The following is a 13,084-nucleotide window of genomic DNA, read 5'->3' as shown; positions in this document are numbered from 1 at the left end:
GCGTGTTTCTCGTATGAATCTAGCGCACCTCGTCGAAACCCCGACGATTGACAACCTTCTCTCCGGTAAGAGTAGAGTTGCCGGCGGAGCGGACGCCGAACCTGTCGCAGTCCCTCGCACCCACCGAACGGAGTTGTCGTGTCTCGAGCTGCCCAGGTGCCTGCCACCGCCGTCGAAGACGTCTCGGTGCTGGGTGCGTTGCGCTCACCGAGGCGACTGAAAACCGAGGTTCTCGCTGGGCTGGTGGTGGCGCTGGCCTTGATCCCGGAAGCCATTTCGTTCTCGATCATCGCCGGTGTCGATCCCCGCGTCGGGCTGTTCGCGTCGTTCACGATGGCCGTCACCATCTCCATCGTCGGTGGCCGACCGGCGATGATCTCTGCGGCCACCGGAGCGATCGCCCTGGTTGTCGCCCCGTTGGCCCGTGAATACGGCCTCGACTACCTCATCGCCGCGGTGATTCTCGGCGGCGTCCTGCAGATCGTGTTGAGCGTCCTCGGTGTTGCCAAACTCATGCGGTTCATCCCGCGCAGCGTCATGGTCGGATTCGTCAACGCGCTGGCGATCCTGATCTTCACCTCGCAAGTGCCGTACCTGATCGGGGTGCCGTGGTTGGTGTACCCGATGGTCGCGGCCGGACTGCTCGTCATGTTCTTCCTACCGAAGCTCACCTCCGTCGTGCCTGCACCTCTGATCGCGATCGTGATACTCACCGCCGTCACTCTCGTCTTCGCACTGGCCGTCCCGGACGTGGGCGACGAGGGCGAGCTGCCGTCCTCGCTGCCGTCGTTCCTGATACCGGACGTGCCGTTCACGTTCGACACGCTGTCGATCATCGCGCCGTTCGCACTGGCCATCGCCCTTGTCGGTCTGCTCGAATCGCTGATGACGGCCAAGCTCGTCGACGACATCACCGATTCGCACTCCGACAAGACTCGTGAGGGATGGGGTCAGGGTGTGGCGAATCTGGTCACCGGGTTCACCGGCGGTATGGGCGGCTGCGCGATGATCGGCCAGACCATGATCAACGTCAAGGTCTCCGGTGCTCGAACCCGTATCTCGACGTTCCTCGCCGGCGCCTTCCTGCTGATCCTGGTGGTCGGGCTCGGTGACATCGTCGCGCTCATTCCGATGGCCGCGCTGGTCGCCGTGATGATCATGGTGTCGGTCGGCACCTTCGACTGGCACAGCATTCACCCGAAGACGTTGCGGCGCATGCCCAAGAGCGAAACTCTCGTCATGGTTGTCACGGTCGCTGTCACCGTGGTCACCCACAACCTGGCCTACGGCGTCGTCGTCGGTGTCGTCACCGCGATGGTGCTGTTCGCCAGGAGGGTTGCGCACCTGACCGAGGTGGTCGATGTGGCTCATCCGGACGAGGACACGCGCGTCTACGCGGTGAAGGGCGAGCTGTTCTTCGCGTCGAGCAACGATCTGATCTATCAGTTCGACTACGTCGGAGATCCGAAGAACGTCGTCATCGACATGTCCGAGTCGCACATCTGGGACGCCTCGACCGTGGCGACTCTCGACGCCATCACCACCAAGTACGCGGCGAAGGGCAAGACGGTGGAGATCGTCGGTATGAACGCGCCGTCGGTCGAGCGGCACGATCGTCTCAGTGGAAACCTGGGCGGCGAGCACTGACTAGGGTGGACGCTCGGGCGAGGAGAGGCGGCACATGGCAGACGACGGCACACACATGCAGATCGGACAGGTGGCTCAACGCACCGAGCTGTCCATCCGCACGGTTCGTCATTACGACGACGTCGGCCTGGTCACCCCCTCTGCCCGCTCGGCCGGTGGTTTTCGGCTGTACACCGAGACCGACGTCGAGCGTCTGCTCGTCATCCGCCGGATGAAGCCGCTCGACTTCACCCTGGCCGAGATGAAACAGCTCCTGGAATCCCTCGACATCCTCGGAGACGAGAACGCGGCCGACGATGCGAGGTCGTCGGCCGCGGCCTTCGTTCGTGAATGTCATACCAAGGCCGAGGACAGCTGCCGCACGCTGCGGCGGCAGCTCGCCTACGCCGAGGAGCTGACCGAGGTGCTGTCGACTCGCGGAGCAGCAGTGCGGAGCGAGTAGGTTCGGCTCTAGCGGCCGAAGCTACTGCATCCGGGTCGAACCGGAATTCCCGCGAGGCGGTCGTCCAACCACGCGAACGCAGCGGGAGCTCCGGTGCCGGCCACGATGCTGTGTTCACCCAGGTATTCCTCGAGGCGGACGTCGGCTCCGCGTGAACACCACTTGTCGAACACGGCCTCCGGACCTTCCTTCGGAATCCAGAACTCCTGCTGTCCGTGATATATGAACACCGGTGCCGTCGGAGTTCCGCCGTCTCCCAATCGATTCCGATCGGCAATCGCGAGCGCCAGCGGCGAATTGAACGCATCGGGAGTGATGGACAGTGACTCGATACGGATCGGAGCAACGATTCCGAACGGAGCGATCCCGACGATGCACAGGTCCTTCGACGCCTGTGCGAGCCGCCACCCGTCGTCGTTGTAGAGCGAGAGCATCTCGGGGTACTCGCGCGCAACGCCCATCGCTGCCGCGAGGAACACCGCCGACGCGGCGTTGCCGTTCATGGACTGACGGAGCAGCGCGAAGTCGGTGGGCGTTCCGCCGAACGCTGCGCCGACGATGTTCAGTTCGGGGGCGTAGGCCGGAGCCTCCTGCACGGCCCAGCCCGATGCGATCGCCCCGCCCGAATAGCCCGTGATGCCCAGGGGCGCAGTCGGATCGAGGCCGATCGCGGCGGTCGTGACCGCTCCGCGCAGACCGTCGAGTACGGCATGTGCCGCCATCGGTCCGACGGCGTACGCATGGCGCGGCCCCTGATGGTCGGTGACGACGACGGCGTAGCCCCGCGCCAGAAGCAGCTGCACGGGTGCCAATTCCGGAGCGATGCCGCGTTGCATGGTCCACGATGGCTCGCACGTGGCACCGAGCGAATCGATGGCCATGTTGTAGGCGACAACAGGGCGCGGACCGGGCGAGGTCCAGGGCGCGGTCGGGACGATGACGCTGGTGACGATGGCAGCGGGGCGGTCCTTCGCGTCGGTCGAGGCGACCAGCAGTTGGGTGGTGGTGACCGGGGTGACAAGTGGTCCGACGGTGACGCTGCGGGTCCGTAGAACTGTTCCGGGAGCGGCTGTTTCGTATCCGGGCGGCGGAACGACCCACGGGTCGTCGAGTGGTGTCGCGGCGATCGATTCGGCGGTGCGCGGCGGATTCTGGAAATCGCCGAGTGGATCGGCAGCCGCCGACCATTGCCCGCCCGACACCACCAGTGACACCGCAGCGACCACCGCCGCATACCGACGGCCGAACTTCGCGTACTTCCCCATCGAGACCCCCCCCGGTCGACGTTCCGGATCGTTACCGGAGCTATTCACACGACTCTAGGGGCCGGAACCATCCACAGGGGCCGAACGCACAATTTGCTCGGATCGGGCGGGGACCGGCGACCCGGCACGACAAGCCGGCCTCCGCGTACCGGGCAGCAGCCGTTCCACGCGCGGCTTTCCTGTGGTCACTCACCTCGCCACCGAGAAGACGTGCTCTAGCCGTCGACGACGACGGGAACGATGAGGGGCTGACGGCCCAGGGTCTGCTTCGCCCAGCGCGCCGACTCCTGCACGATGCGCTTTTCGATGTGCTCGCGGGAGGCCACGTTCACGTCGCTCTCGCGGGTGAGGGTCTTGCCGATCGCCTTGGCCAACGAGTCGAAAGCGTTGGGCTCGTGCGCGAATCCGCGTCCGATGAAGTCGACGTCGTCGACCAGCAGGCCGGTATCGGGATCGACGATGGCGATGACGGTCAGGACGCCCTCGTTGGCGAGCAGCCGGCGCTCGGCCAACGAATCCTCGGTCACCCCACCGACGGCACTGCCGTCGACGTAGATCAGTTCGATGGGGACACTTCCGGTGATCTGAGCGACGCCGTCGAACAGGTCGATGACGCTTCCGTTCTCGGCGATCAGCACACGATCACGCGGTACGCCGGTCCTGATCGCGAGATCGGCATTGGCGCGCAGGTGTCGCGCTTCACCGTGGACGGGAAGCACATTGGCGGGTTCGAGGATGTTGTAGCAGTAGACGAGCTCGCCTGCGCTGGCGTGGCCGGAGACGTGCACCTTGGCATTTCCCTTGTGCACCACGCGTGCACCCTTCTCGACGAGACCGTTGATGACGCGGTAGATCGCGTTCTCGTTACCGGGGATCAAGCTGCTGGCCATCAGTACGGTGTCGCCGTCGCCCACCTTGATCTGGTGTTCGCCCGACGCCATCCGCGAGAGCGCGGCGAGGGGCTCGCCCTGCGATCCGGTGCAGATCAGCGTGATCTTGTGCGCCGGAAGCCGGTTGAGCTTCGGCAGATCGACCACGAGCCCGTCGGGTACGTCGAGGTAGCTCAGATCGGTCGCGATCTTCATGTTGCGCACCATCGATCGCCCCACGAACGCAACCTTGCGGCCCTGCGCATGCGCGGCGTCGAGTACCTGCTGAATGCGGTGGACGTGACTGGCGAAGCTCGAGACGATCACGCGTCCCGACGTTTCGCGGAACACCTTCTCGATGGCCGGGACCAGATCGCGTTCGGAGACCATGAACCCGGGAACCTCGGCGTTGGTCGAGTCGACGAGGAGAAGATCGAGCCCTTCCTCGCCGAGGCGCGCGAAGCTACGCAGGTCGGTGATTCGACCGTCGAGCGGGAACTGATCCATCTTGAAGTCGCCGGTGTGCAGCACCAGGCCTGCGTCGGTACGGATGGCGATGGCGAGGCCGTCGGGGATCGAATGGTTGACGGCGACGAACTCGAGCTCGAACGGACCTTCCTGACGCGTCTGCCCCGCTTCGACCTCGATCAGCGTCGTCGAGACCTTGAACTCGTCGAACTTGGCGGCCAGGAAATGCAGCGTCAGCCGCGACGCGATGACGGGAATGTCACCGCGCTCGCGCAGCAGGTAGGGGACGCCGCCGATGTGGTCCTCGTGCCCGTGCGTCAGGACGATCGCCACGACGTCGTCGAGGCGATCGCGGATGCAACTCCAGTCGGGCAGGATGACGTCGACGCCGGGCTGGTGCTCCTCGGGGAACAACACACCACAGTCGACGATGAGCAGTTTTCCGTCGAACTCGAACACGGTCATGTTCCGGCCGATCTCGCCCAGACCGCCGGTTGCGATCACGCGAAGGTGCCCGGCCTGGAGTGCGGAAGAGGCTCGCTTTCTCGGAGCGGCGGGGGATTTCCGGTTACGTGGTGATCGCGACATGCGTCCAACGCTACGGGTGGGTCTCGACCTGCGTCGACCCCGGTCCGCACACCAACGGTTGCGCACGCGCGGAGGCGCAGTCTTCGACCATTTTCGGGCGATCGTGATTCGGACGTGCGGTTGGGGTGGTAGACGTCGAGCATGCGCTCACTGGTGATCACACAGAACATCACTGTCGACGGAGTCATCGAGGCGACCGACGACTGGTTCGCTCGGGCAGGCGGGGACCCCGAGCTCGACGCGGCGCTGGCCGCGCAGAGAGACGAGTCGGATGGATTCTTGGTGGGGCGCTCGACCTTCGAGAGTATGCGCGACTACTGGGGTCCGAAAACCGATGACACAACCGGTGTGACCGATCACCTGAACCGCGTCGCGAAGTACGTCGTGTCCTCGACGCTGACAGACCCCGGGTGGGTGAACTCGACCGTGCTGTCCGGCCGACTGATCGACGAGGTCACGAGGATCAAGAATTCGAGCGGATCGGACATCGTCTGCACGGGGAGTATCACCCTGTGTCGGGAGTTGATCGCGTTGGACCTCGTGGACGAATACCGGTTGTTCCAGTTCCCTTACGTGCGCGGGCACGGCGAACGATTGTTCGACGGAACTCCGTCGCAGTGGTTGCGCCTCCTGGAGTGCAGAGCATTTCCGTCGGGGGCGTCCCTGGTGCGGTACGCGGCCCGGCGTTGACCTCTGGCGGGTCGACTCGATTCAATTGCGGAATCACGCGTCATCACTTTAAAGTGATGACGCGCGTCATCGGATGCCGCGCCCGTGGGAGGGGTCAGTCGATATGCAGATGCACAGTGTGGTCATCATCGGCAGCGGCTTCGGTGGCCAGTGCGCCGCCAAGGCCTTGCTCGATCGCGGGATCGACGACTTCGTCATTCTCGAGAGGCGTCCTTTCCTCGGCGGCACGTGGAAGCAGAACCGCTACCCGGGCGCAGCCGTCGACGTGCAGAGTCCGCTGTACTCGATCGCCTCCGAGCCGTTCGAGTGGTCGCGCATGTTCGCCGAACGCGAGGAACTGGAGCGATACACCGACCACGTGCTCGAATCGAACGGTCTGCCGGCTCGTACGCATGTCGACACCGACGTCAGGAAGATCGAATGGGCGGGAGACCACTGGACCATCATCACCTCGCGGGGTGACTACGCGGCGAAGTTCGTCGTCAACGCGTCGGGACCACTCAGTACACCCGTCGTACCGCCGTTCCCCGGGAGAGAGAAGTTCCAGGGCACCCAGTTCCACACCAACGACTGGCACACCGAGTACGACCACGCCGGCAAGAGAGTGGCGATCGTAGGCAGCGGTGCCAGCGCCGCACAGGTGATCCCCGCGATCCAACCCGACGTGGAGCAGCTGCACGTCTTTCAGCGCACCCCGCATTGGGTGATGCCGCGCCACGATCGTGAATTCACGGCGATCCAGCGAAAGCTGTTGCGCATCGAACCGATTCGAAGGGCGGTTCGCGCCGGCATCTACTGGACGCTCGAGACCCGAATCATCGGGTTCAAGTACTCGCGGCGAATGCTCAAAGCCGTAGCCCAGCGAACTGCTCTGAAACACATCGAGTCTCAGGTTCCGGATACCGAACTTCGGGCCAAGGTCACCCCGGACTTCACCATCGGTTGCAAGCGAGTGCTGCTGTCCAACACGCTCTATCCGGCACTCGGGAAATCGAACGTCACTCTGCACGACAGGAACGACGGTATCGCCGAGATCACCGAAACCGGAATCGTCACCACCACCGGCGAACACGTCGACGTCGATCTCCTGGTGTGGTCCACGGGATACGACGCCACCGACGGCGTCATCTCGTACCCGGTGATCGGACGCGACGGCCGGGCCCTGTCCGAGGTCTGGGATCCGTACCCGCGCGCCTACCTCGGCACCACGATTCCCGGCTTTCCCAATCTCTTCGTCGTCACCGGACCGAACACCGGTATCGGCCACACCTCCGCCATCTTCCTCATCGAGGCGCAGATGGAGTACATCGTGCGGGCGATCGACGCCGTCAGGCGCAGTGGGGCACTGGCGATCGAGGTCACTGCAGATGCAGAACAGGCCTACACCGACAAGATTCACCGCGAGATGGAGGGCACCGTCTGGAAGGACGGCGGCTGCCACAGCTGGTATCAGTCCAAATCCGGGCACGTCGTGGCGATGTTCCCCGGCTTCAGCTTCACCTTCCGCCGGTGGGCCAAGCGATTTCGTCCGCAGGAACACCACATTCACTTCTCGCCCACCGAGGCGACCGCGAAAGACGAGGTGTCGGCATGAAGGATCACTCGGGCCAGGTAGCGCTGATCACGGGAGCGGCAGGCGGCATCGGTTCCGCCGTTGCGTCGGCGCTGCATCGACGCGGTGCGTCGATCGTCCTCGTCGACATGAAATCGACCGACCTCGAGTCCGTGGCGGCGAAACTTGGCAACCAGCGCGTGGCGATCGCCTACGCCGACGTCACCGTGCGGGAGCAGCTCGACGCGGCCGTCGCCACCGCGATCGAGACCTTCGGCACGCTCGACATCGTGATGGCCAACGCCGGAATCTCCAGCGGTGCACAGGCATCGACCATACGGTCCGTCGAAGACGGAGTTTTCGAGCGCGTCATCGGCGTCAACCTGATCGGCGTGTGGAACACGGTGCGTGCCGCCCTCCCACACATCGTCGAGTCAGGCGGCTACGTATTGATCACCTCGTCCACGTACGCGTACCTCAACGGCCTGGCGAATGCACCGTACGCGGCATCGAAGGCAGCGGTCGAACAGCTCGGGCGTGCTCTGCGCGCGGAACTTGCGGGCACGAAAGCGACAGCGGGAGTGCTGTATCCGGGATGGGTCGCGACGCCGATCGCCGAGGTCGCATTCGGCGGCGACGACGTCGCGACAGCCATGATCGACCGCGCCTTCCCCACGCCGCTACTCCGCCCGATCACCCCGGACAAGCTCGCCCGGGTGGCCGTTCGAGGGATCGGACGAAGAGCTGCGCGCATTGCCGTACCCGGTCGCTGGATTCCGATCTCGATACTGCGCGGCATCGTGAACCCGATCATGGACGCCACGATGGAACGGGACGCCGAATTGATCCGGCTCACTGCCGAACTGGATGCCCGACGGTCATGAGCTCGGTGTCCGAAGCGGCCGGTCGGGCCTACGGCGGCGAGAGTGCCGCCGACCGCGACGACCGACGGCGGCGGCAACTGCTGGATGCCGGACTGCGGGTGTTCGGCAGCGTCGGATACCGAGCGGCCACCGTGCGCGGACTGTGCCGCGAGGCCAAGATCGCCGACCGGCACTTCTATCAGTACTTCGACAGGACCGAGGATCTCCTGCTCGCGGTGTACGCGGAATGCATTGCACACCTGACCGACTCGGTGTCCGACACGATGGCGGAGATCGATTCCGACGGCGACCTCAGAGCCGCCGCCGAACAGTTGCTCGATCCCTTCTTTCGGGTCGTCGAGGACCCACACCTGGCCCGGGTGGTGTGGATGGAGGTGCTCGGGGTCAGTCCTCGTGTGGAGCAGACGTATCTGACGGTGATGCAGCAATTCGGGACGCTGTTGCTCGGTTACCTCCGCACGTTCGCGGGCGACGTGGAGTCGGGGCCCGATGTGGATATCGACCTGCTCGCCACCGCCGCGATCGGCGGAATCAGCCACACCGCGATGACCTGGTATCAAAGCGGCTATGCGGCCGAGCGCCGCGTGGTCGTCGCCACCATCGCGACCATGCTCGCCAATATCGTCGCGCCGTTGACCGTGTCTGTTCCTCGGACTACTTGATGCGCAATGCCATTCGCGGACACAGTCGAACAGCGTCCTGCGCCCGCTGTGGGTCGCTGCCCTCCAGAACGACGGTGCTTCCGGCGCGCCGGGCGAGGGGATAGCCCCACTCGTCTCGGGTGAGAGTCTCCGGAAGCAACTCGGTGCACACTCCTCGGCCGTCGCACAGCGTCCAATCTATGTGCAACGCTGTGCTACGTCGGTCTTCGATGGTCATCGGGTCCCTCCTCGGTGAATCTCGCACGTGCCCAACCGATGCAGATGCACGTCCTGAGCGAACACCGACATCGCCGACCGGACCAATCGGGCAGTTCCGTCGGGGTGATGGCACGCGCCCCGGCCGTCGACCAGTCGGGTGTAGCGCTCGATGTCGCCGATCGCGGTAGCGACGTCCTGGCCGGTGGCCAGCCGCGAGAACGCGTCGGCCAATCGCGGCAGCCCGTTGAGGCAGGGGCCGCACTGGCGGGCACTCTCGTTTGCCAGGTAGCGGACGAAGTCGGCGGTCGCGAGCAGTCCACACGTCTCGGTTCCCAGCACGTGCACGACGCCTGCGCCCGGACGGGAGCCGATGTGGGCCAATGATTCCTGGGACATGGTGTGCCCCAGCAGAGAGCCGCGGTCCACCCAGGTTCCGTGAAAGCCGCCGAGCAGCACTGCCCGAACCGAGCGTAGGTCGACGCCTGCACCGTGGGTGAGCATCTCCTCGATCGCGGTGCCGAGGGGTACTTCGGCAACGCCGGGCCTCCGAACGGCACCCGAGTAGGTGACGAGCATGGTGCCCGGCTCGGACGCCGTTCCCCGCGAACGAAACCATTGCGGCCCCAGTCGCTCGATCAGTGCGATGTGCGCGAGGGTCTCGACGTTGAGCACGAGGGTGGGTCGTCCGCGCACCCCGGCCGCCGACGCGCGAGTCTTCTTGTCGCGCGGCAGAGCCGGACCTCCTTCGATCGCAGAGATGACCGCAGATTTCTCGCCGGAGACGAAACCGGGCGCGGACGCAATCACCTGGACGGCAGTTCGATCCCATCCGGTACGACGGCGGTCGTCGACGAGCCGGCGTACGGCGTCGACTCGGTCCGCGGGTGCGTACAGGTAGCAGTCGCTGGATCGGATGGCCGAGGCCGTTGCGGCAATACCGTCGAGAACCAGATGCGCCGATCGGTCGAGCAGCACAGAGTCCTTGCTGCTCAGCGGTTCTCCCTCTGCAGCATTCGCGATCAGGACCGGCTTGCGACCGGAGATCGACCGCATTTTCGCGCCGGTGGGAAATGCCGCGCCGCCGTGCCCGAGGAGACCCGAGCGGACGACGGCCTCCACCAAGGATTGGTCGGCGGGTGGTCGTGCGCCGTAGAGCTGAGTGTGGCGGCGCAGATCGTTCGTGCTGTCCTGTCCGAGCAGTGAATCGGCGAGCCGTGTCGATGCGGTCATGGGCGTACCTTCACTCGCGTGTGGTGGTGTTCTTGGAAGTTGTGGCGCAATCGCCAGGTAACGGCTGCGAGGACCAGCGCCGTGCATGCGAACGCGGTGGCCAGGAACCATCCACTGCCCGAGTCGGTTCCGTTGCCGAGGGCGTGGGACAGGGCGATCGGCCACAGTGCGTACGAAAGCCAATGCACAGCACGGAAAGTGCGATATCCCATTCGTTGTCGGAGCAGTCCGGTCAGTGTGATCGCGATCAGCAGGTCGAACGCGAGGGTGCCCAGGCCGAGCCAGAACGGCTTGTACGCTCCGGCGAAGGGAATCACGGCGTCGACCACATCGAGTTGTGCGTACGGGTCGAAGAACAGGGACACGATGTGAATGCCCACGAACAACGAGCCGAGAAGCGCAGTGCTGCGGTGGACTTCGACGACGCCGAACCGGGGTAACGACAACAGTGGTCGACCGGACCGAGTGAGGATTCCCGACGCCACCGCGAGGGTCAGCAATACCAGGGCGGCGATGCCCGAGCCACGGCCCAGGGCCCACAGTGCTTCACTCATGATCGGTCCTGTTCGTCGTCGGGCCAGTGTCCGGTGGGCACGACGGTGCCGTCGGCGGCGACCGACCGGGTGGGAAGCCCGATCTGCGCGAGCCAGGCCGTTGCGGCGGCTCCTCGGACGATGCAGGCAGTACTGATCGTGTTGGCCGTGAGGCAATCGTTGGCGATCACTGTCACTGTGCGCCAGTGTGGTTCGGCCGGACGTGCCAATTGCGGAGCGAGTATGTGGTGCAGCATCTGGCCGTCGTGCGTCCAGCGTCGTCGAAGCGTGCTCGATGTTGCAATACCGGTGTCGGATCCGATCTCGACGATGGTGGCGGGCTCGGATTCTCCGTCGCACACTCGAATACGCCATCCCGTGTCGGGGTGAGGACCGCTGGTGGCGATGTCGCCGCCCAGGGACACCAGCACGCCGGTCCCGAGCTCGTCGCGTACAGCGCGGGCACAGCGATCCGCCGCCAATGCTTTTGCTGTCGCGCCCAAGTCGAGAGTGAGTCCGGCGGGAATCGTGACGTGATCGTCGGTGAGAGTGACCATCGTCCAGTGGGCCGCGGTGAAGAAGGTTGCGGTGTGTTCCCCTGTCCCGGTTCGCTGGCTCAGTCGGTCGAAGTCTCGGTCGTACCCCAGATTCACCAGTGCCGACCCGACGGTGGGATCGACGTCTCCGTCGGTCAGTCGAGCAGCGGTGATCGCGGCGTCGAGAAACGTGCGCAGAGTCGGGGTGATTGGCGTGGGTCGACCGCCCGCGTGCGCGAGCATCGACAGTTCCGAATCGGGTCTGAATCTGCTGCAGGCCGCTTCTACCGCGGCGAGCTCCGCACGAACGATCTGTTCCGCGCGGGTGATGCTGCCGGGTTCGGTGACCGTCAGCTCGGCAGCGCAGCCCCACACCGACCAGCTCGACGTCGCAGTGGCCGTCCGTACCGCGACGCCGTTCATGATCCGTGAGTCTGGGCGTGAGTGGAACCGGAGCCCGATGTGCTGTTGGGTGCTGGAACGCTGGGCGCAGTGACGCGGGGTGCAGAACCGAACGAGCCCGCGGTCGCCGAGTCGTCGGACCCCTGTGTCTCTGCCGCAGTCGCAGTCGAGTCGGGTTCGTGAGTGTCGAGGTAGGCGAGTGTCGCGGAGCCACCGAAGACCGTGACACCCAGTGCGGCTATCGCTGCGGTTGCGATGCGGGTGCGGCGGTAGCCCTGCTCGGGTGTGTTCATCGCAGTTCCTCGGTGGAGCGGTGGTGCTGTGGAGTCATGAGGATCAGTGTGTGACGGTGGAGCTGAAGGATCGCTGAAAGGATCTGCGTACAGGGCTGCCGATCTGATGTACTCGTGTTTCTTGCCGCCCAAGTGAATCGAGAGGGCGTTGTGCGCGTACTACTGATCGAGGACGAGAAGCGCCTGGCGGAGACCGTCCGCCGAGGTCTCGACGCCGAGGGCTTCGTCGTGGACGTCGAACACGACGGCCTCAGCGGCTTCCACAGCGCGCTGACCGGCGACTTCGACGCGATCGTGCTCGACATCATGTTGCCGGGCAAGCAGGGGTACGACGTCGTTCGAGACCTACGTAAGCAGGGGGTATGGACGCCGATCCTGATGCTCTCGGCGAAGGACGGCGAGTACGACCTGGCCGATGCGTTCGATCTCGGTGCCGACGACTACCTGGTCAAACCGTTCTCGTTCGTCGTCCTGATCGCCCGGCTGCGCGCCCTCGTTCGGCGGGGCGCTCCGGCGCGCCCTGCCGTACTTGCGGTCGGCGACCTCGAGCTCGACCCTTCTCGTCACCGCGTGACCCGTCAAGGCACGGAGTTGTCACTGACCCCGCGGGAGTACAGCGTGCTCGAGTACCTGATGAGGCGAAACGGGGTGGTGGCGAACAAATCCGAGATCGTTCGCTCGGTGTGGGATGCCCATTACGACGGGGACGACAACATCGTCGAGGTCTACATCGGATACCTGCGCAAGAAGGTCGATCTCCCGTTCGAGACCAGACTGATCGAGACGGTGCGTGGTGCCGGATATCGCATAGCCGCGGGCCACTGA

At 65.0% G+C, this 13,084-nt stretch carries 14 protein-coding genes; 7 read left to right on the top strand and 7 right to left on the bottom strand.

Annotated elements, in window-relative coordinates; all coding sequences use genetic code 11:
• Window positions 1-138 precede the first annotated feature (138 nt).
• Window positions 139-1,647: a SulP family inorganic anion transporter gene (locus CH274_RS11925; protein WP_094657531.1), complete on the top strand. Its 1,509-nt coding sequence runs from the start codon at window positions 139-141 to the stop codon at window positions 1,645-1,647.
• Window positions 1,648-1,681: 34 nt separating this feature from the next.
• Complete coding sequence (locus CH274_RS11920; protein ID WP_032396710.1) at window positions 1,682-2,089, top strand: MerR family transcriptional regulator; 408 nt, start codon at window positions 1,682-1,684, stop codon at window positions 2,087-2,089.
• A gap of 8 nt (window positions 2,090-2,097) precedes the next feature.
• On the opposite strand, the gene CH274_RS11915 is transcribed toward CH274_RS11920, so the two are convergent.
• Both CH274_RS11915 and CH274_RS11910 read right to left on the bottom strand, forming a co-directional pair.
• Entirely contained in the window at window positions 2,098-3,354 is a 1,257-nt protein-coding gene (locus CH274_RS11915; RefSeq protein WP_045197369.1) for a lipase family protein, read from the bottom strand.
• A gap of 215 nt (window positions 3,355-3,569) precedes the next feature.
• Window positions 3,570-5,279 carry a ribonuclease J gene (locus CH274_RS11910; RefSeq protein WP_256993559.1) on the bottom strand — a complete coding sequence of 570 codons (1,710 nt, stop codon included), beginning with the start codon at window positions 5,277-5,279 and terminating at the stop codon, window positions 3,570-3,572.
• 141 nt (window positions 5,280-5,420) lie between these two features.
• Here CH274_RS11910 and CH274_RS11905 point away from each other — a divergent pair, with 141 nt between their 5' ends.
• The 4 genes from CH274_RS11905 to CH274_RS11890 all read left to right on the top strand — a co-directional run bounded on the left by CH274_RS11905 (window position 5,421) and on the right by CH274_RS11890 (window position 9,067).
• On the top strand, window positions 5,421-5,969 hold the full coding sequence (locus CH274_RS11905; protein ID WP_032396707.1) for a dihydrofolate reductase family protein: 549 nt from the start codon (window positions 5,421-5,423) through the stop codon (window positions 5,967-5,969).
• Window positions 5,970-6,072: 103 nt separating this feature from the next.
• Window positions 6,073-7,563: a flavin-containing monooxygenase gene (locus tag CH274_RS11900; protein ID WP_094657529.1), complete on the top strand. Its 1,491-nt coding sequence runs from the start codon at window positions 6,073-6,075 to the stop codon at window positions 7,561-7,563.
• Window positions 7,560-8,405, top strand: coding sequence for an SDR family NAD(P)-dependent oxidoreductase (locus CH274_RS11895; protein WP_032396705.1), 846 nt, complete (start codon window positions 7,560-7,562; stop codon window positions 8,403-8,405). The genes CH274_RS11900 and CH274_RS11895 overlap by 4 nt, the downstream gene beginning before the upstream one ends.
• Window positions 8,402-9,067, top strand: a complete 666-nt coding sequence (locus CH274_RS11890) for a TetR/AcrR family transcriptional regulator (protein WP_094657528.1) — start codon at window positions 8,402-8,404, stop codon at window positions 9,065-9,067. The genes CH274_RS11895 and CH274_RS11890 overlap by 4 nt, the downstream gene beginning before the upstream one ends.
• Here the strand turns inward: CH274_RS11890 and CH274_RS11885 are convergent.
• Genes CH274_RS11885 through CH274_RS11865 form a run of 5 tightly spaced genes read right to left on the bottom strand, consistent with a single transcriptional unit; the run spans window position 9,060 to window position 12,259 of the window.
• Window positions 9,060-9,284 (bottom strand): ferredoxin, encoded by a 225-nt coding sequence (locus CH274_RS11885; RefSeq protein WP_094657527.1) that lies wholly within the window; start codon window positions 9,282-9,284, stop codon window positions 9,060-9,062. The two genes, CH274_RS11890 and CH274_RS11885, sit on opposite strands and share 8 nt — an antisense overlap.
• Window positions 9,281-10,495 carry an NADH-ubiquinone oxidoreductase-F iron-sulfur binding region domain-containing protein gene (locus tag CH274_RS11880; protein WP_094657526.1) on the bottom strand — a complete coding sequence of 405 codons (1,215 nt, stop codon included), beginning with the start codon at window positions 10,493-10,495 and terminating at the stop codon, window positions 9,281-9,283. Before CH274_RS11880 ends, CH274_RS11885 begins: the two co-directional genes overlap by 4 nt.
• Window positions 10,492-11,049 carry a ferric reductase-like transmembrane domain-containing protein gene (locus CH274_RS11875; protein WP_094657525.1) on the bottom strand — a complete coding sequence of 186 codons (558 nt, stop codon included), beginning with the start codon at window positions 11,047-11,049 and terminating at the stop codon, window positions 10,492-10,494. Before CH274_RS11875 ends, CH274_RS11880 begins: the two co-directional genes overlap by 4 nt.
• On the bottom strand, window positions 11,046-11,987 hold the full coding sequence (locus tag CH274_RS11870) for an FAD:protein FMN transferase (protein WP_094657524.1): 942 nt from the start codon (window positions 11,985-11,987) through the stop codon (window positions 11,046-11,048). The genes CH274_RS11875 and CH274_RS11870 overlap by 4 nt, the downstream gene beginning before the upstream one ends.
• Window positions 11,984-12,259 carry a hypothetical protein gene (locus tag CH274_RS11865; RefSeq protein ID WP_094657523.1) on the bottom strand — a complete coding sequence of 92 codons (276 nt, stop codon included), beginning with the start codon at window positions 12,257-12,259 and terminating at the stop codon, window positions 11,984-11,986. Before CH274_RS11865 ends, CH274_RS11870 begins: the two co-directional genes overlap by 4 nt.
• A gap of 150 nt (window positions 12,260-12,409) precedes the next feature.
• Between CH274_RS11865 and CH274_RS11860 the strand changes: the two genes are divergently transcribed.
• Window positions 12,410-13,084, top strand: coding sequence for a winged helix-turn-helix domain-containing protein (locus tag CH274_RS11860; RefSeq protein WP_094657522.1), 675 nt, complete (start codon window positions 12,410-12,412; stop codon window positions 13,082-13,084).

The sequence above is a fragment of the Rhodococcus sp. 06-418-5 genome (genome assembly GCF_002258285.1).
Lineage (GTDB): Bacteria > Actinomycetota > Actinomycetes > Mycobacteriales > Mycobacteriaceae > Rhodococcoides.
This window is presented reverse-complemented; position numbering and strand designations above follow the sequence as displayed.